The sequence below is a fragment of the Martelella radicis genome (assembly GCF_014196625.1).
Lineage (GTDB): Bacteria > Pseudomonadota > Alphaproteobacteria > Rhizobiales > Rhizobiaceae > Martelella > Martelella radicis.
In genome coordinates this window covers 254,936-271,528 of record NZ_JACIDZ010000002.1, presented here as the reverse complement: position 1 = coordinate 271,528, position 16,593 = coordinate 254,936, and the positions used below count along the sequence as shown (strand labels likewise).

The 16,593-nt window shown below is 60.5% G+C and carries 18 protein-coding genes and 1 tRNA gene; 10 read left to right on the top strand and 9 right to left on the bottom strand.

Annotation, left to right across the window (positions count from 1 at the left end):
* Positions 1 to 194: 194 nt before the first annotated feature.
* The 4 genes from folE (at position 195) to socB (ending at position 2,422) form a co-directional block, all read left to right on the top strand.
* Complete coding sequence (gene folE, locus GGR30_RS04800) at positions 195 to 806, top strand: GTP cyclohydrolase I FolE (protein ID WP_246413574.1); 612 nt, start codon at positions 195 to 197, stop codon at positions 804 to 806.
* Between the two features lie 248 nt (positions 807 to 1,054).
* Positions 1,055 to 1,130: transfer RNA gene (locus GGR30_RS04795), tRNA-Thr, on the top strand.
* Between the two features lie 40 nt (positions 1,131 to 1,170).
* On the top strand, positions 1,171 to 1,722 hold the full coding sequence (socA, locus tag GGR30_RS04790; protein ID WP_183483087.1) for a type VI toxin-antitoxin system SocA family antitoxin: 552 nt from the start codon (positions 1,171 to 1,173) through the stop codon (positions 1,720 to 1,722).
* Positions 1,700 to 2,422 carry a type VI toxin-antitoxin system SocB family DNA replication inhibitor toxin gene (gene socB, locus GGR30_RS04785; RefSeq protein WP_183483085.1) on the top strand — a complete coding sequence of 241 codons (723 nt, stop codon included), beginning with the start codon at positions 1,700 to 1,702 and terminating at the stop codon, positions 2,420 to 2,422. Before socA ends, socB begins: the two co-directional genes overlap by 23 nt.
* Before the next feature lie 150 nt (positions 2,423 to 2,572).
* On the opposite strand, the gene GGR30_RS04780 is transcribed toward socB, so the two are convergent.
* The 3 genes from GGR30_RS04780 to GGR30_RS04770 are packed head-to-tail and all read right to left on the bottom strand — an operon-like array spanning position 2,573 to position 5,387.
* The gene (locus GGR30_RS04780) at positions 2,573 to 3,862 is read right to left on the bottom strand and encodes a TRAP transporter large permease (protein WP_183483083.1); all 1,290 of its coding nucleotides are present in this window, start codon (positions 3,860 to 3,862) and stop codon (positions 2,573 to 2,575) included.
* Positions 3,859 to 4,374 (bottom strand): TRAP transporter small permease, encoded by a 516-nt coding sequence (locus tag GGR30_RS04775; RefSeq protein WP_183483082.1) that lies wholly within the window; start codon positions 4,372 to 4,374, stop codon positions 3,859 to 3,861. The genes GGR30_RS04780 and GGR30_RS04775 overlap by 4 nt, the downstream gene beginning before the upstream one ends.
* A complete protein-coding gene (locus GGR30_RS04770) occupies positions 4,371 to 5,387 on the bottom strand; it encodes a TRAP transporter substrate-binding protein (RefSeq protein ID WP_183483081.1) in 1,017 nt (338 codons plus the stop codon). Before GGR30_RS04770 ends, GGR30_RS04775 begins: the two co-directional genes overlap by 4 nt.
* A gap of 512 nt (positions 5,388 to 5,899) precedes the next feature.
* On the opposite strand from GGR30_RS04770, the gene GGR30_RS04765 reads away from it, so the two are divergent.
* The 3 genes from GGR30_RS04765 (at position 5,900) to GGR30_RS04755 (ending at position 9,978) form a co-directional block, all read left to right on the top strand.
* On the top strand, positions 5,900 to 8,344 hold the full coding sequence (locus GGR30_RS04765) for a glycoside hydrolase family 94 protein (RefSeq protein WP_183483079.1): 2,445 nt from the start codon (positions 5,900 to 5,902) through the stop codon (positions 8,342 to 8,344).
* A gap of 205 nt (positions 8,345 to 8,549) precedes the next feature.
* Positions 8,550 to 9,389 carry a hypothetical protein gene (locus GGR30_RS04760; RefSeq protein ID WP_183483077.1) on the top strand — a complete coding sequence of 280 codons (840 nt, stop codon included), beginning with the start codon at positions 8,550 to 8,552 and terminating at the stop codon, positions 9,387 to 9,389.
* On the top strand, positions 9,367 to 9,978 hold the full coding sequence (locus tag GGR30_RS04755) for a type II toxin-antitoxin system VapC family toxin (protein ID WP_183483075.1): 612 nt from the start codon (positions 9,367 to 9,369) through the stop codon (positions 9,976 to 9,978). The genes GGR30_RS04760 and GGR30_RS04755 overlap by 23 nt, the downstream gene beginning before the upstream one ends.
* A 74-nt stretch (positions 9,979 to 10,052) precedes the next feature.
* Here the strand turns inward: GGR30_RS04755 and rpmF are convergent, their stop codons facing one another.
* The 3 genes from rpmF to GGR30_RS04740 form a co-directional block, all read right to left on the bottom strand.
* Positions 10,053 to 10,235, bottom strand: a complete 183-nt coding sequence (gene rpmF, locus GGR30_RS04750) for a 50S ribosomal protein L32 (protein ID WP_024709968.1) — start codon at positions 10,233 to 10,235, stop codon at positions 10,053 to 10,055.
* A gap of 160 nt (positions 10,236 to 10,395) precedes the next feature.
* Positions 10,396 to 11,043, bottom strand: coding sequence for a glutathione S-transferase family protein (locus tag GGR30_RS04745; protein WP_183483073.1), 648 nt, complete (start codon positions 11,041 to 11,043; stop codon positions 10,396 to 10,398).
* 80 nt (positions 11,044 to 11,123) lie between these two features.
* Positions 11,124 to 11,846: a biosynthetic peptidoglycan transglycosylase gene (locus tag GGR30_RS04740; RefSeq protein ID WP_183483071.1), complete on the bottom strand. Its 723-nt coding sequence runs from the start codon at positions 11,844 to 11,846 to the stop codon at positions 11,124 to 11,126.
* 122 nt (positions 11,847 to 11,968) lie between these two features.
* On the opposite strand from GGR30_RS04740, the gene GGR30_RS04735 reads away from it, so the two are divergent.
* Together GGR30_RS04735 and GGR30_RS04730 are read left to right on the top strand one after the other, a co-directional pair.
* The gene (locus GGR30_RS04735; protein ID WP_183483069.1) at positions 11,969 to 12,877 is read left to right on the top strand and encodes a polyprenyl synthetase family protein; all 909 of its coding nucleotides are present in this window, start codon (positions 11,969 to 11,971) and stop codon (positions 12,875 to 12,877) included.
* A 2-nt stretch (positions 12,878 to 12,879) separates the two neighbouring features.
* Complete coding sequence (locus GGR30_RS04730) at positions 12,880 to 13,710, top strand: glycerophosphodiester phosphodiesterase (protein WP_183483067.1); 831 nt, start codon at positions 12,880 to 12,882, stop codon at positions 13,708 to 13,710.
* Positions 13,711 to 13,715: 5 nt separating this feature from the next.
* Here the strand turns inward: GGR30_RS04730 and GGR30_RS23330 are convergent, their stop codons facing one another.
* Together GGR30_RS23330 and GGR30_RS04720 are read right to left on the bottom strand one after the other, a co-directional pair.
* Complete coding sequence (locus tag GGR30_RS23330; protein WP_246413572.1) at positions 13,716 to 14,000, bottom strand: excalibur calcium-binding domain-containing protein; 285 nt, start codon at positions 13,998 to 14,000, stop codon at positions 13,716 to 13,718.
* 11 nt (positions 14,001 to 14,011) lie between these two features.
* Entirely contained in the window at positions 14,012 to 15,019 is a 1,008-nt protein-coding gene (locus GGR30_RS04720) for a 2-hydroxyacid dehydrogenase (protein ID WP_183483065.1), read from the bottom strand.
* A gap of 173 nt (positions 15,020 to 15,192) precedes the next feature.
* On the opposite strand from GGR30_RS04720, the gene GGR30_RS04715 reads away from it, so the two are divergent.
* Positions 15,193 to 15,732 (top strand): SH3 domain-containing protein, encoded by a 540-nt coding sequence (locus tag GGR30_RS04715; protein ID WP_183483062.1) that lies wholly within the window; start codon positions 15,193 to 15,195, stop codon positions 15,730 to 15,732.
* A 6-nt stretch (positions 15,733 to 15,738) separates the two neighbouring features.
* On the opposite strand, the gene ubiG is transcribed toward GGR30_RS04715, so the two are convergent.
* Positions 15,739 to 16,488, bottom strand: a complete 750-nt coding sequence (gene ubiG, locus GGR30_RS04710) for a bifunctional 2-polyprenyl-6-hydroxyphenol methylase/3-demethylubiquinol 3-O-methyltransferase UbiG (RefSeq protein WP_183483060.1) — start codon at positions 16,486 to 16,488, stop codon at positions 15,739 to 15,741.
* Positions 16,489 to 16,593 lie beyond the last annotated feature (105 nt).

The window sequence follows — 16,593 nt, the reverse complement described above, 5'->3', positions numbered from 1 at the left end:
TCTTCTGCCGGAAAAGATCGTGCCCCATGATATCGGGCAGGATCCGAAATAAAGGCATGTAAATGGCTGACACCTAAACATATTTCGGGTTGTGGGCCAACAGGGCTTGACCTCCCGCCAAGACTTTAACAAGTAGGCAATTGCCGAATGAGGCGGAGCTCAAATCTTCCGCTGCGGAAAGGGCAGGTGACCTTTTGGACGATATCCCGAACGACAGACTTCACGTCAGCACCACGGATGAGCGGCGCGAGACGATCATGAAGGCCGTGACCGACATTCTGGTCGCGCTCGGCGAGGATCCGGAGCGCGAGGGCCTCAGGGATACGCCGTCGCGGGTGGCGAAAATGTATACGGACGTGTTTTCCGGCCTTCAGGAGGATGCTTCGGAGCATCTGAAGACCGTGTTCACCGAAGACGGGCATGACGAGATCGTCATCGTCAGGGACATCGCCTTCCATACCATGTGCGAACATCACCTCCTGCCGTTCTTCGGCAAGGCGCATATCGCCTATCTGCCCGATGGCGGACGGCTGACGGGCCTTTCCAAGCTTGCCCGCGTGGTCGAGACGCTCGCCCGCCGCCCGCAGCTTCAGGAACGGCTGACCGGCCAGATCGCCGATGCGATCGAAACCGTGCTCAGACCCAGAGGCGTGATGGTTCTGGCGGAAGCCCGCCACATGTGCATGGAAATGCGCGGCATCAAGGCCCATGGCGCCAAGACGGTCACGCTGGTTTCGCGCGGTGTCTTCGACACGGATGCGGCAAAGCGCGCCGAAACGCTCGCCCTTCTGCGCGGCGCCGACTAGGGCGGATGCCGGGGCGACATCATTTTTTGCCCCGGCCGGAGCAAAGACGCTTGAAAAACCCGCCAAGAGCCTGTAACAGCCCCATGCATCGCAACGCGCCCGCCGCGTTCGGGCCGCTGTAGCTCAGTTGGTAGAGCACGTCATTCGTAATTACCGGGTCCGCCCGAGAATGACGTTCGAAGCCAGTGGGTTGGTGGGTGACAGAATAAAATAGTAGGGCCATAGTAGGCCGGCCCTGCGCTTGGAATGCCGCTTTAGCTCAGTTGGTAGAGCACATCATTCGTAATGATGGGGTCACGTGTTCGAGTCACGTAAGCGGCACCACTTCCAAGACATCGATAGAGGAAGTGCCAGAAGTGCAGCTATGACCGATGGCCCATATGATCCAAGAGCAATCGCGAACCTCATGCTTGAGGAGGCAGATCGCTCGGGAATATCGGTTACCAATCTTGCGCTTCAAAAACTCCTTTATTTTGCCCACGCGATTTTTCTTGTCGAAACTAAGCGACCACTCGTCAGCGGTTATTTCGAGGCTTGGCGTTACGGTCCAGTTCATCCCGCTGCCTATTCGGCATTCAAGATGGCAGGGAGTTCACCGATCGACTTCAGGGCCACCAGTCAAGATATCTTGACCGGCGAGCGTTCGGCTCTCGAAGTACCGGACGCGCTACCAGTTCGTCGCCATATCGCGCGAATAATGTCATCCTATGGGCAGCTTTCCCCCGGTCGCCTTGTTGATATCTCCCACGCCAAGGGTGCCCCGTGGCACTTTATTGCGGACAAAGGTAGAACATCTGTTGCGCTGGGGCTTCGAATCCCCGATGATGTGATCGTTAACCGATTCAAATTTCATAAGATTTCGGTTGGCGAGAGCACCGTCGCGGGAGAACCGGATGAAGATACGCCGCTTACCTGAAATAGACTTGGCACGGATCGCGCATCTGCCGACCGATCAAAAGCGTCGTGCCCTTGAGCACTTCAAGCTTGGGCATCCTACGATCACCTACAAGCCTGTCCGTATGCGGTTTGCCGATATATTCAATGTTCAGCCGGATATGTTCTCCGCAGCTGATGCCATCGAATGGACAGTGCTGGAACGCCTGATAAGATCGAAGGCGACCTCCGACGATGAGCGCATTGCGAACCTATTTGTGGCCAAAGGTTTGCATCTGTTCGCACAGGACAATGCGTTGCGCAGTCGAACCCAAGTCTTCTTTCCGTTGGCACTTAGTGTTGGCGAGAAAGTTGAATACTGGCTGCCGATGGTGACGGCATTCGAGGGTTCCCCTCTGGTTCTTTTCGTCGATCCTCGGCGGTCAAAGCAATTGACGCAGGAGGCCCGACGTTTCGTATTTTCCATGATGCATGAGCATATTCGTGTCTCAGACCCGGACTTTGGCACCTCACGTCTCGGCATCATTCAGTTTGGCAATGCGGTCGAAGACCAGCGCCCGGTGAAGATGTGGACCGATCAGGGAATCGATCTTTATGGGTTCGAGCAACTCGATCAGATGGTGAGCGAAACATATGCCATCTGGCGCGAGGTTAGCGAGGAACGCGAGGCAGACGTCCGACGCAAAGCTGCTGGTGGCGGTCACGGCCCGCTGTTCGACTGATGCCGCCCTTCACTGCCTTACCAGTCGCCGTTTGATGGCCTTCCGCACGCGCCGCCAATATGTCTGCGCCGCACCGTCGCTTCGATACCACGCGTCTTGCTGTCGCTGCAGAGCAGCCTCTGTGGGATCGGCGATCCGATCGACCCACACTCACATCATCGACGGGATAAACAGCGCGATTGCCGGAAAGGCGATCAGCAGGGCAACGCGGAGGATGTCCATGGCGACGAAGGGCAGGAGGCCGGAAAAGATGGTTCGAAGGCTGACATCGCGCACCACCGTGTTGAGCACGAAGGCGTTCATGCCCACGGGCGGGGTGATGTAGCTCACTTCGGTGATGACGACGACGAAGATGCCGAACCAGATCAGATCGAAGCCTTGGGCGGCGACGATCGGGTAGAAGATCGGCACGGTGAGCGTGATCATCGAAAGCCCTTCCAGCACGCAACCGAGCAGGAGATAGACGATCAGGATGGCGATGATGGTGGCGTAAGGCCCGTCGCCGAACATCGACAGGGCCGACTGGATATCGGCCGTCATGCCCGAAAGATTGACGTAGTTGGTGAAGGTCAGCGCCCCGAACAGGATGAAGAACATCATCGCCGTGGTCTTGGCGGTCGAATAGAGAATGTCTCCAAGGTCGGCAAGTTTCAGCCGGCCGGAGAAAAGCGCCAGCAGAAAGGCCCCGAAGGCGCCCATGCCCGCGCTTTCCGTCGGGGTGAAGATGCCGAGATAGATGCCGCCCATGACGAAGATGAAGAGAAGCAGTGCGCCGGCCGTACCCTTCAGCGCGAGGAACCGCGCCCTCAAGGAAAGCTTCGGCTCGGCCGGCAGGTCCTGCTTCAGGAGCCGCACGGAAATCATCACCGCGATCGAATAGCCGAGAATGCCGATCACGCCCGGCAGGATGCCGGCCATGAACAATTTGCCGATATTCTGCTGCGTCATGATGCCGTAGAACACCAGAATGACGGAGGGCGGGATCAGGATGCCGAGCGTGCCGCCGGCGGCAATCGAGGCGGTGGCGAGGCTGTCTGGATAGCCGAAGCGGCGCATGGAGGGCAGGGCGATCTTCGACATGGTGGCAGCCGTTGCCAGCGACGAACCGCACACGGAGGAAAATCCGCCGCAGGCGGCAACCGTTGCCAGCGCCAGCCCGCCCTTGCGGTGCCTCAGCCATGCATGGGCGCTGTCATAAAGCTCGCGGGCAATGCCGGACTGGACGACGAAATTGCCCATCAGCAGGAAGAGCGGCATCACCGTCAGCGTGTAGGAACGGCCATTGTCGAAGAAGGTGGCGCCGAGCAGCGCGAAGGACGGCTTCATCCCGATGATCGAGGCCGTGCCGACGACGCCGATCAGCGTCAGCGAAAAGGCGATCGGCATGCCGACGAGGAGCAGCGCGATCAGCACCGCAATTCCGATGGGCCATTCGATCATTTCATTCTCTTGAATAGCGCGGCAAGCGCGATGGCAAACGTCACGAGCGCCGAGATGCCGGCAAGGACGGCGCAGAACCAGACGACGGGGGCGACCGGCAGGCGCAGCGAATTGGTGACGAGATTGTAGCCGCCGACCTGCGCGCCATAGGCATAAAGCCGCCAGGCGATGATGCCGAGGACGCCGGAAGAGACGAGGCCGGTGACGAACAGGCGTGCCCGCTCGCTCCAGCGCGGCAGCGATTTGGTGACCAGGTCGACCGTGACATGGCCGCCGTCAACGCAGACGGCCGGCAGGCCGAGATAGACGAGGGAAACCAGCAGCAGTTCGGAGAGCTCCGCGGCGCCCCTGACCGGGGCATTAAGGACATAGCGGCCGATCACATCGATGACGGTGAGCCCCATCAATGCCATCAGCAGCGCGCCGGCGGTTATGCTCAGAACAATGCGAAGGCCGCGAGCCAGGGGGCTCGCGGCGCTTGTGTGTTCGGCAATTAAGTCTGCGTCGCTCATTCAGTCTGCAATGCTTCGATGTTTTCCTTCATCATCGCAACGGCCTTGTCGGAGGGAATGCCGGCGGCATCGACCTCGGCGAGCTTGGCTTCGACCACGGGCGCGACCTTCTGGCTGATCTCGTCAACCTGTTCGGGCGTTGCGTCGTGGAAGGTCACCTTGCCCTGCATGGCCTCGAAACCAGCCGCGTCAGCCGCGTCCCAGGCCTTGCCCGCAAGCCGCGCCAGCGCCTCGCCGGAGACGCTGTCGATCGCGGCCTGGTCTTCGGCCGAGAGCCCTTCCCAGGTGTCCTTGTTCATCACCACGAAGAAGGAGGTGTTGTAGAGCCCGCCGGGGATCACCATCGCCTGGTCGACCAGATCCGTCAGCCCGAAGAAGTTGACGGATTCGTAGGGAAAGGTGATGCCGTCGGCGACGCCCTGCGACAGCAGTTCGTAGGTCTGCGAGGAGGGGCCTTCGACCGGCACGCCGCCGAGCGCGCTCACCAGTTCGTGGACAATGCCGCCGCCGACGCGGATCTTGGCGCCGTCGATCGTCGAAAGTTCGGAAAGATCTCCGCCCTTCATGAAGACCTGGCCGGGGCCGTGGGTGAAGACGGCGAGCACATGCACGTCGTCATATTCGCCGGCTTCCTTCAGCAGGCTGTCCCAGGTGCGCCAGTAGGCGACCGAGGTTTCCTCCGCCGTGTCGCCCCAGAACGGGATTTCGGCGATGTTCGTGGTGCGGAAACGACCCGGATTGTAGCCCTGCACGCCGAAGGTGATGTCGGCGACGCTGTTGACGGCGAGGTCATACTGGGCCGGCGGTGGGCCGAGCGGCGCCGGCAGGATATTGGCAGTCACCCGGCCGTCGGTTGCCTCGGAAATCGAAGCGGCGAACGGCGCGATCACATCGGCAACCAGCGGGTGCGACGGCGGCAGCCAGTTGGCCACCGTCAGCGTTTCGGCGCTTGCCGCCTGGCTCATGAACAGCGCGCCCGCGAGCACGGTCGCCGATTTCAGCATGGTCTTCATGTTTCCCCACTCATGGTTTTTCAGGACTTTGCGGTTGCGAAGAAGCTGGACCAAGCCGGCTTCGATTGTCAATCAGGAAAGCGCCCCGAGACGCCTCCGGACCTGCGCTTTGGCAAAGGTCAGGAGAGGTTTTGCAACAGGGTGCGCTGCCGATAAGGGCGGCGGCGGGAGCGATCATGGCTCGTCCCATGCGGCGGGTTCCCGGAAATCACGAGAGATTGCTGTCAACATCAAGGCTGTAACGTTACAGATTGTTGCGGAAATTCGCTCGATCTTATCCCGATTGGTGCCGCTTTGGGCAGGAAATTCGCCCCTACATGCGACGGCAAGATATAGCCAAATAAACAGATATCGCTCGTTTAAAGCGCTTTGGAGTGCCAAAAAATGCCATGAATCGCAGTATCCGGCTTTTGGAGTTCGATTTTCTGTGCTAGGACATCTGCGCTGGAGGAATGAGGGTAGCCTGACCTGAAACGATACGGGGCGCCTTTACCAAGGATGGGATTTCAAAAATGAAGTACGGTTTTTTCGACGACGCCGCGCGCGAATATGTGATCACACGCCCCGATACGCCCTATCCGTGGATCAACTATATCGGCTGCGAGGGCTATTTCGGCATCCTGTCGGGCACCGCCGGCGGCTATTCCTATTATCGCGATGCGCGCCTGCGCCGCCTTACCCGCGGCCGCTACAACAATGTGCCTTATGACAATGGCGGCCGTTACGTCTATGTCCGCGACAATGAGGATGGCGATTTCTGGTCGCCGACCTGGATGCCGACCCAGTCGGAGGTCGAGGATTTTGCCTGCCGCCACGGCATGGGCTATTCGACGATCGGATCCAAGCGCAACGGCATACGCGTCTCCAACCGCTATTTCGTGCCGTTGGGCGAGACGCTGGAAATCTGGCAGCTCACCGTCACCAATGAGCGCCTCGTGCCCGCCGATATCTCGCTGTTTTCCTCGGTTGAGTTCTGCCTGTGGGATGCGCTGGACGACCAGAGCAATTTCCAGCGCAACCTGTCGACCGGTCAGGTCGAGGTGGAAGACGAGGTCATCTACCACAAGACCGAATATCGCGAGCGCCGCAATCACTTTGCCTATTTCGCCTGCTCGGAGGAACTCGCCGGCTTTGATACCGCCCGCGAGGACTTCCTCGGCCCGTGGCGCGGCTGGGACAAGCCAATTGCCGTTGCCGAAGGCAAGTCGCGCAATTCGGTTGCCCATGGCTGGTCGCCGATGGGTTCGCATCACGTCAAGATGACGCTGCAGCCCGGCGAGACCCGGCAGGTGATCTTCGTCCTCGGCTATCACGAGAACGACAAGGACGATAAATTCGATCCGCCCGGTTCGCAGACGATCAACAAGAAGACCGTAAAACCCGTCATCGACAAATATCTCGACGTCGAAAACGTGGAGGCGGCCTTTGCGGCGCTTGCCAAGCACTGGGACGACCTGCTCGGGGTCTATCAGGCCGAAACGCCCGATATCCATACCGACCGCATGGTCAATATCTGGAACGCCTATCAGTGCATGGCGACGTTCAACATGTCGCGCTCGGCGTCCTCGTTTGAAAGCGGCATCGGCCGGGGCCTCGGCTTCCGCGATTCCAACCAGGACCTGCTTGGCTTCGTCCATATGGTGCCGGCGCGCGCCCGCGAACGCATTCTCGATATCGCCGCAACGCAGTTGTCCTCCGGCGGCGCCTATCACCAGTACCAGCCGCTGACGAAAAAGGGCAACAACGACATTGGCGGCGACTTCAACGATGATCCGCACTGGCTGATTATTGGCGTTGCCGCCTATCTCAAGGAAACCGGCGATTTCTCGATCCTTGAGGAGCCGGTCGTGTTCGACAACAAGCCCGACACGGAAGAGCCGCTTTATGTTCATCTGCAGCGCTCCATGCAATATGCGCTGGATCGGATCGGCCCGCACGGCCTGCCGTTGATCGGGCGCGCCGACTGGAACGACTGCCTCAACCTCAACTGCTTCTCCGACACGCCCGGCGAAAGTTTTCAAACGACCACCAGCAAGGATGGCAAGGTTGCCGAAAGCGTGTTCATTGCCGGCCTGATGGTGCTTTCGGCGAAGGAACTTTCCGATATCGCGAAGGAGACCGGCAAGGCCGAGGACGCCGACTTCTACGCCAAGGTGTCGAAGGACATGGATGCGACGATCCGCGAACATGGCTGGGACGGCGAGTGGTTCATCCGCGCCTATGACGATTTCGGCCGGCCGATCGGCTCGAAGGAGAACGCGGAAGGCAAGATCTATATCGAGAGCCAGGGTTTCTGCACGCTCGCAGGCGTCGGCGTGGAAGACGGCAAGGCGCGCAAGGCGCTCGATTCGGTGGCGAAACATCTGGCGACGCCGCATGGCATCGTCGTGCTGCAGCCTGCCTATACCAAATACTATATCGAATACGGCGAGATCTCGACCTATCCGCCGGGCTACAAGGAAAATGCCGGCATCTTCTGCCACAACAATCCCTGGGTGGTGATCGGCGAGACCGTGCTTGGCAATGGCGATGCGGCGTTTGACTATTACACCCGCATCAATCCTTCAGCGCGCGAGGGCATTTCCGATACGCACCGGCTGGAGCCCTATGTCTACGCCCAGATGATCGCTGGCCGTGATGCGACCCGCCACGGCGAGGCCAAGAACTCCTGGCTGACGGGGACGGCGGCCTGGAACTACTATGCGGCCACCCAGTTCATCCTCGGCGTTCGCCCGGAATATGAGGGCCTGCGCGTCGCGCCCGTGATCCCGGAACGCTGGACCGGCTTTTCAGTGAAGCGCACCTGGCGCGGCGTCACCTACGACATCACCGTTACCCGCAAGGGTCCCGGCAACGACGTGGCTCTGACCATCGACGGTGCGCCGGTCGAGGGCAATCTGATCGCCCCGCCGGCTGCGGGCGTCACCGCCGTTAAGGTCGAGGCCGTGATCGGCTGACAGGAATACGAGGGGCCGGCATCGGCGCACGGCCCCGCGTTACGATGCGCGCGCCTTGTGCGTCGCATTCATTTGGCCCGCATTCTGGTTCGTCCGGTGTGCGGGCTTTTTTGTTTGTATGAATCATAGGTATTTTTTCCTGATTCCGACAAATTGTTTATTTACTGTCTTGGGGCAAATGATAGTCTCAAGAACGGAGGCAATGATGGACAAGTCGATGCGAGTGGACGAACTCAGGATAGTAATTCGGCCCGAAGATGAGTCGGCAAATTCTGCACGACCAATCCCTGCTCGCATTTTTCAGAAGACTTTCAATGCTATATTCAATACGCTTGATGTGACTAATAGGGAGCTGCACAGCAAGAAGCAGAGAAGTGAATTCTTCATTTCGCATCTAGCGATGGGCTCAAATGAAGTTGGAGTGGTTGAGCAAAGAAGAACGCTTGCAGACAGTTCTGCCCCAACGATAGCTGAAGTTAAGGGCGTCATGAGTTCTGTTTATCATAGTGACTGGGTTCGGGCGGTAGAACGAAAGAGGCTGGCGAAAGCCATCATGGCCGTAGGTAAAGCGATCAATCCCAAGTATCCAGCCATCGCATACTTTGGATCCGAAAGTGATACCATTCCTCTAGACGCTTTTTTTGCTAAGCAGGCAGAGCGTCTTCGACCTGTGATAGAAGATGGTGGTCTCCAGACTCCTTTTTTTGCCGGAAGCGCAATTGGCTCATTCGATGGTCGGCTGGGTAGCATCGACTATCGAGGCGCTGCTTGGAAAGGCTTCCTTGTTCTTCCCGGCGGTGGAGTCCAGATAGAGTGTGTATTCGATCACACAAAAGGTGAAAATGCATTCAACCCGTTCGGCAATAAGCGCGTATCGGTAACCGGCACAGCTATCTACACTGGCGACAGCCAACTGCCAGAGCGAATTGAGGTAACGCATATCGAGGAGATCCCTATTATAGAGAAATCTGTCGATCTACGTGGTTCGCTTTCGGGCAAAAAATATATGAGCGGCTGGGACATTGGCTACAAGAATCTCCAATAGCACCAATCATTTTATTGATACCAATGTTTTGCTCAGATTCGCGAATGATGACTCTGGCGAGTCCTCTGCGGATATAGCTCAGATTCTTGAGGACGCGACCGGAGCCACTCCCCGGAGAAAGATTTGGATTAGTCATGTTCTTTTTGGCGAGCTACGGCCGAGTTGTTTTCGTCCGGTAAGATTCGGAGATTTTGATGAATTTGTTCGCTATGTGCGTGGCATAGGAACCGTAGTAACGCCAGACCCCAACGTAATGTTGCGCGTGGCGCGTATGCGCGACATTGCATGGCGTCGATCTAACGCCATGCCCAACGAGAAAAACCGTCGTCTCACCCTTGGGGACGCCATTCACCTTGCTTCGGCGCTTTGGGTAAAAGAGGCGCACAAGGTGCCTGATCTGGAGTTTCTAACATTCGACAATAAATCCGAAACTAGTTTCGAGACAGATGTTGACGAAAAGTCTTTACCCATCTTGGATTTGGAGCGATATGCTGACAGACAAAGAAATGACCCTGATGTCGTCGCGCTCGTGAATCTTCATCGGGCGAGGCCGATATTACGGCAAACACCAATTGATTTTAGTAGATAGACGCCTCCTTTCCAGGAAAAACAAAAAAAGCCGCCCCGAGGGGCGGCTTTTTCATAAGGTCTGCAAGAAACCGATCAGGCTTCCTTCGGCGTCAGAACCTGGCGGCCGCGATACATGCCGGTCTTCAGATCGATATGGTGCGGGCGGCGCAGTTCGCCGGAATTCTTGTCCTCGACATAGGTCGGGTTCTTCAGAGCGTCTGCAGCACGGCGCATACCGCGCTTGGACGGGGTCGTTTTTCTTTTCGGTACAGCCATTGGACTACTCCAGTTTCGGCAAGGCTCGGTCACCGGCGGGGTTAACCACCGCGATTTCAGCCTCGAAATTCATGAAATTTGGCGCGCTTATACAGGTCTTGCGCCCGTTTGACCAGTCCCTGCGGCATTTTTTTGACTCATGCGGCAGGAAGCCTTCTTCTCACACCTCGTCTTCGGGAACAACCCAGCTTTCGGCCAGCGCCCCGTCGCGCCAGCGCTGGAAGGCGGGCAGGCTTTTCACCGCGTTCATATAGGCAAGCGTCGGCGTCGAATCGGCCAGTTCATAGATCTCGAAGCGGTTGACGACCGGCGCATACATGGCGTCGGCGGCGGTGAAATGGCCGAACAGGAAGGGCCCGCCTGACGTCTCCAGCGCGTCGCGCCACATGGTCTCGATCCGCGCAACGTCGGCCTTTACGGCGTCATCGACGGCAAGCGGAGCCGGTTTGCGGCCGAAATTCATCGGGCAGGCGCCGCGGAGCGCGCGGAAGCCGGCATGCATTTCGGCGGACAGCGCGCGGGCGGCGGCGCGTTCGATCCGGTCTTCCGGCCACAGTTGCGCCTCCGGATATAGCTCGGCGACATATTCGATGATGGCGAGCGATTCCCAGATCCTCACCTTGCCGTGATGCAAAACCGGCACCATGCCGACGGGCGAAAGCTCCCGGAAGCGCGGATTGCCGGCGGGAAAATCGAACGGGATCAGCACTTCCTTGAAGGGAATGCCCGAGGCCTCCATGGCGAGCCATGGCCTCAGCGACCAGGACGAATAGCGCTTGTTTCCGATATAAAGCGTCAGATCGCTCATCAAGGGTATCCTTCTCGATACTAAACCGCTGCGGGAGTTAACCCTAAACGTGCGCAATACGCCAATGGATTTCTCGGATATCAGTCATAAAGGCAGTTTATATAGGCGCCGGAGCGGGCGGCCAGACGCTCCACCCGGTCGGCGAGCCGGTTCATGTGGGCGCTCGGGGCTGCCGCCTGCCTGCCCGTGGGGTTCGGCAGGGATACGGCAAGGAGCGCCGCCTGACGGCGCGAAAGGTCGGAGGCGGGGACGCCGAACTGCTCGCGCGCGGCCGCCTCGATGCCGAAGGTTTCCGGGCCCCACTGGGCGATGTTGAGATAGATCTCCATCATCCGCTCCTTCGACCAGAAGGCATCGGCGGCAACGGCGAGCGGCAGTTCCAGGACCTTGCGCACATAGGAGCGGCCGTTCCAGAGGAACAGGTTCTTCACCGTCTGCATGGGAATGGTGCTGGCACCGCGCGTCTTCTCGCCGGAAAGCGCATCCTCGATCACGGCCTTGTACTCGCGCCAGTCGATGCCGTAGTGATTGCAGAACTGCCCGTCCTCCGACATCAGCACCGATTGCACCAGAACCGGCGCGATGTCGTCGAAGGCGACCCATTGCCGGTCATAGCCGGTCAGTGTCCGCGTCATCATCAGCGTCGACACCGGGTGGACGAAGGCCGGGCGGTAAAGCGGCAGGAACAGATAGGGCAGCAGCACGAAAACCGCGAGCGCAAGGAGCGCGATACGGAGCCACCGGCGGAAAAGGCCCTTTCGCGGTGCCTCCTCTTCGTCGTCAAACTCCGGCCTCTCGCCCATATATCAACCAGTCCTCATGAATGCTCCTCTCTCCATAGCGCGAAAACGGCTGGCTTGAAAAGAAGGCAGCGGCTTGATCATTGCGGCTTGAATGGCGCCGGGCGGCATGCCAAGACAAGCGCATGACCGCACCGTTTTTCACCGACCGTCTTGATGATGCGCGCGCCCGCGTCGAAGCCTGCCTCGAAGCGCTTCTCGGCCCCGATCCGCGTGCAGGGGAAACCGCGCGACCGCCGACGCTGATGGCGGCGATCCGCCACGGCGTGCTGAACGGCGGCAAGCGCTTCCGCCCGTTTCTGGTGATCGAAAGCACGCGGCTCTTCGATGGTCCGGAAGAGGCCGCGCTCAGGGTCGGCGCGGCGTTGGAATGCATCCATTGCTATTCGCTGATCCATGACGACCTGCCGGCCATGGACGATGATGATCTGAGGCGCGGTCGACCGACCGTGCACAAGGCCTATGACGAGGCAAGCGCGATCCTCGCCGGCGACAGCCTGCTGACGCTCGCCTTCGATATCATTGCCGACGATGAGACCGCGCTTTCCCCCGAGGCCCGGCTGAGGCTCGTTGCCGCGCTTTCGCGTGCGGCCGGCATCGGCGGCATGGCGGGCGGTCAGGCGCTGGATCTGGCGGCGGAGAAATCACCGCCCGACGAGGACGGCATCATCACGCTGCAGGCGATGAAGACCGGCGCGCTGATCCGCTTCGGCGCGGAAGCGGGCGCGGTGATCGCCGGCGCGGGCGAGGACGAGCGCAGGAGGCTTCACCACTATGGCGCGGTGATCGGCCTTGCCTTCCAGCTTGCCGATGACCTTCTGGACCTGACGGCGGACGCCGAGACGATGGGCAAGGCGACCGGCAAGGATGCCGGGCGCGGCAAAGGTACGCTGGTGGCGCTTCACGGGCCGGAATGGGCGGAAAGGCGGCTCGGCGAACTGGTGGCAGAGGCCGAGAGCTTGCTGTCTCCTTTCGGCGCAAAGGCCGAGACGCTGGTGGAGGCGGCTCATTTTGTCGCCAGACGGAAGAACTGAGCATGACCGCACCCGTCGCCATCATCCGCAACGGTCACCGCACGGCCCTGAAGTGGCATCGCGGCCGGCGCTTTCCTCAGGACACCGCATTTTCGCGCGCGCGCATCGCCGAGGGCCTGAAGGCCGGCGCCAGCAGCGAGATCGACCTGCTACTGACCGCCGACGGCGCGCTTGCGGTTCTGCATGACGAATTGCTGGAACAGTCGACGACCGGGGTCGGCCCGGTCGCAAGGGCGACCGCCGATCAGGTCCGCGCCGCCTGCCTTCTTGACCCGGACGGGCGCGATACCGGTGAAAGCGTGATGCTGTTCGAGGACCTGGCGCGGCTGGTGCGCGAGGCCGGGGCGGATGAGGCGGCGGTCCTGCAGCTCGATCTCAAGGAAAGTCTTTCCGCCTTTTCACCGGACAGCATTGCCCGCTTTGCCGAAACCGCCCGCCCGGTCGCGCGCCACATGATCCTGTCGGGCGGCGATGCGGCTGCGGTGAAGCGCCTTTCCGATGCCGTGCCCGGGCTTGCCACCGGCTATGATCCCTGCCTTGACGGGGCGATGGAGCGGGTGATGGCAAACGGGCGTTATGCCGAGTTCGTCGCCGAAGCGCTTCAGACCGCGCCTGAAGCGCGGATGCTCTACCTGCACTACGAACTAGTTCTCGCGGCGGCGGACGCCGGTTTCGACATGATCGCCGCCTTCCATGCGGCCGGAAAGACGGTCGACGCCTGGACCATCACGGGCAGCGACTCGGAAAGCCTCGCCCTGGCCGAACGGCTTCTGGCGCTGAAGGCCGACCAGATCACCACCGACGATGCCGACGGGCTTTTTGCGGCGTTGTGAAGCGCTCAGCAGCCGATCTGGCTGCGGATGCGCCTGACTTCGGCGAGTGACCGGCAAACATTCTCACACGGAATGACGTCGCTATCGCCGTCAGCGCGGCGATAGCCGTTGCACCATTGCCTGACAGCCTCGGCGCAGCTTGATGCCTGACTGCAGGTCCATCCGGCCGCCTGGGAGATCGTCGGCAGAGCCGCAGGCGTCATCGGCACTGGCGTGCTTGAAGCCACGCTGACCGGCGTGACGGCAAAGGCCAAAACACCGAACAGGAGAAGGTTGTGCAGGCCTTTCATGGATCTGAGCCTCAATCCCGCCCCGGCAGCACCCGGTTCGGCGGGCGGTGGCCGTCGAAGAAGGTGCGGATGTTGATGATCACCTTGTCGCCCATGTCGATCCGGCTTTCGAGCGTGGCCGAGCCCATGTGCGGCAGAAGCACGGCCTTGCCCTTCTTCGCCAGTTCCAGAAGGCGCGGATTGACGTCCGGCTCGTTCTCGAACACGTCCAGTCCGGCGCCGGCGATCCGGTCTTCCTCAAGGCACTTGATCAACGCCTCTTCATCGATCACGTCGCCGCGCGACGTGTTGACGATATAGGCCTCCGGCCGCATGAGCTGCAGGCGGCGGGCCGAGATCAGGTGGTAGGTGGCGGGCGTCGAGGGGCAGTTGACGGACACGATATCGACGCGGGCGAGCATCTGGTCGAGACTGTCCCAATAGGTCGCCTCGAGTTCGGCCTCCGTTTCCGGGCTGATGCGGCCGCGATTGTGATAGTTCACCGATAGGCCGAAGGCCTTGGCGCGCCGGCCGACCGCCGTGCCGATGCGGCCCATGCCGACAATGCCGATGCGCTTGCCCCAGATGCGCCGCCCCAGCATCCAGGTGGGGCTCCAGCCCTGCCACTCGCCGGGTTCGGCGCGCGAGAGAAAACGCGCGCCTTCCGCCAGTCGGCGCGGCACGGCGAGCACCAGCGCCATGGTCATGTCGGCGGTGTCCTCGGTCAGCACGTTCGGCGTGTTGGTGACGGTGATGCCCTTCCTGGCGGCGGCATTGACGTCGACATTGTCGACGCCGTTGGAAAAGCTCGCGATCAGCTTCAGCCGGGGGCCTGCCTTCTCGATCAGGTCCTTGTCGATCCGGTCCGTCAGCGTCGGCACCAGAACATCGGCCCGCGCCATGGCGTCCGCCAGTTCATCGCGCGAAAGCGGCCGGTCGTCGCGGTTCAGCGTGACCGAGAACAGTTCCTGCATGCGCGCCTCGACGGGCGCGGGCAGTTTCCGCGTGACAAAGACATCGGGTTTCTTCGGGTGGGTCATCGTTTACAGCTCATTAAACATGTCCGGCGATAATGCACATATTGCAGGCTTTTTTCCACCTGAAGCGGAGGGCAGGGGGCCGAAATCGGCGTTGCGGCCCAAAGACCGCCGTCCGGGTGGCCGATCAAGGCCGTGCAAAGCCCTGAGAAAGGGCGGAATTTCAAGGGAATGCCATGCGTCGCATCGTCAGTCTGGTCCTCAGTGTGCTTTTCGTCCTCGCCGTCGTCATGCCGGTTTCTCCGGTTCAGGCGCAAAGCGAACGGCGCGGAGCCTCCGGCGCGCCTTTGCCACGCTTTGCCATCATCAAGCCGGATCGCGCCCGCATGCGCGTCGGCCCCGGCTTCAACTACGCCACCAAATGGATCTACAAGCGACCCGGCCTGCCGGTGGAGATCATCGAGGAATATGCCGTATGGCGTCAGGTGCGCGACGCGGACGGCACGGAAGGCTGGATGCATGTCTCGGTGCTGTCGTCCGTGCGCAATGCCATGGTCGCGCCCTGGCTGCGCGGCAACAGCGCCGAGGACACCTATCTCGACGTGAAGGCCAGCGACAATGATTCCGCCCGCGATGTCGCCAAGCTCGAGCCCGGCGTGATCGTTCACCTGTCGGAATGCGACGGCTCCTGGTGCGAGCTCGAGGTCAAGGGCGTTTCCGGCTACATGCACCAGAACGATCTCTGGGGCGTCTACCCCAACGAGGTCTTCAGATAGACCGTCTCAGGCCTCGGGTTTGGTGGTCAGCACCATGTAGTTGACGTCGGTGTCCCTCGAGCGGTTCCAGCTGTCGGTCAAGACGTTGTAGAACACGCCCTGGCGCTCGACGATCTCCATGCCTGCGGCCTTCAGCGGTTTCTCGATTTCTTCGGGTCGCACCAGCTTCTCATATTGATGCGTGCCGGGCGGCAGCCAGCGCAACACCTGTTCGGCGGCAAAGATCGCCAGAGCCCGCGCCTTCAGCGTGCGGTTGATCGTGGCGACGAACATCATGCCGCCGGGGCGAACGAGCGAGGCGCAGGTGGTCAGGAAGAAATCGACGTCGGAGACATGCTCCACCACTTCCATGTTGAGGACGATGTCGAAGGTCTCGCCAGCTTCCGCCAGGGCTTCCGCCGTCGTCGCCCGGTAGTCGATCTCCAGCCCGGATTCGGCGGCATGGGTGGAGGCGATGCCGATATTCTTTTCCGCCGGGTCGATGCCGGTCACGCTTGCGCCCATGCGCGTCAGCGGTTCTGCCAGAAGCCCGCCGCCGCAGCCGACATCGAGGATGCGAAGGCCGGTGAGCGGGCGCGCCGATTTCTCGTCGCGGGCGAAATGGCCGCAAGCCTTTTCGCGGATATAGGAGATGCGCACCGGATTGAACTTGTGCAGCGGTTTGAAATTGCCGGTCGGATCCCACCATTCGGCCGCCATCTTCGTGAACCACTCGACCTGGCTGTCGTCGATCGTCGTCTTTTCGGCGTTGCTCATTGGCCTCATCTCCGGCGTGGCGAGCGGCATACAGGGCCGCTCATTCATGTGTTGCTGCGCATGCAAGCCCGGATGGATGTCCGATCTCAAATCGCCTGTCGCTGC

Bases quoted from the DNA above. Each gene is read 5' to 3' on its own strand.
- socA (WP_183483087.1), top strand. From the start codon at position 1,171: ATGACCGATGGCCCATATGATCCAAGAGCAATCGCGAACCTCATGCTT.
- socB (WP_183483085.1), top strand. From the start codon at position 1,700: ATGAAGATACGCCGCTTACCTGAAATAGACTTGGCACGGATCGCGCAT.
- GGR30_RS04780 (WP_183483083.1), bottom strand. From the start codon at position 3,862: ATGATCGAATGGCCCATCGGAATTGCGGTGCTGATCGCGCTGCTCCTC.
- GGR30_RS04775 (WP_183483082.1), bottom strand. From the start codon at position 4,374: ATGAGCGACGCAGACTTAATTGCCGAACACACAAGCGCCGCGAGCCCC.
- GGR30_RS04770 (WP_183483081.1), bottom strand. From the start codon at position 5,387: ATGAAGACCATGCTGAAATCGGCGACCGTGCTCGCGGGCGCGCTGTTC.
- GGR30_RS04765 (WP_183483079.1), top strand. From the start codon at position 5,900: ATGAAGTACGGTTTTTTCGACGACGCCGCGCGCGAATATGTGATCACA.
- GGR30_RS04760 (WP_183483077.1), top strand. From the start codon at position 8,550: ATGGACAAGTCGATGCGAGTGGACGAACTCAGGATAGTAATTCGGCCC.
- rpmF (WP_024709968.1), bottom strand. From the start codon at position 10,235: ATGGCTGTACCGAAAAGAAAAACGACCCCGTCCAAGCGCGGTATGCGC.
- GGR30_RS04745 (WP_183483073.1), bottom strand. From the start codon at position 11,043: ATGAGCGATCTGACGCTTTATATCGGAAACAAGCGCTATTCGTCCTGG.
- GGR30_RS04740 (WP_183483071.1), bottom strand. From the start codon at position 11,846: ATGGGCGAGAGGCCGGAGTTTGACGACGAAGAGGAGGCACCGCGAAAG.
- GGR30_RS04735 (WP_183483069.1), top strand. From the start codon at position 11,969: ATGACCGCACCGTTTTTCACCGACCGTCTTGATGATGCGCGCGCCCGC.
- GGR30_RS04730 (WP_183483067.1), top strand. From the start codon at position 12,880: ATGACCGCACCCGTCGCCATCATCCGCAACGGTCACCGCACGGCCCTG.
- GGR30_RS23330 (WP_246413572.1), bottom strand. From the start codon at position 14,000: ATGAAAGGCCTGCACAACCTTCTCCTGTTCGGTGTTTTGGCCTTTGCC.
- GGR30_RS04720 (WP_183483065.1), bottom strand. From the start codon at position 15,019: ATGACCCACCCGAAGAAACCCGATGTCTTTGTCACGCGGAAACTGCCC.
- GGR30_RS04715 (WP_183483062.1), top strand. From the start codon at position 15,193: ATGCGTCGCATCGTCAGTCTGGTCCTCAGTGTGCTTTTCGTCCTCGCC.
- ubiG (WP_183483060.1), bottom strand. From the start codon at position 16,488: ATGAGCAACGCCGAAAAGACGACGATCGACGACAGCCAGGTCGAGTGG.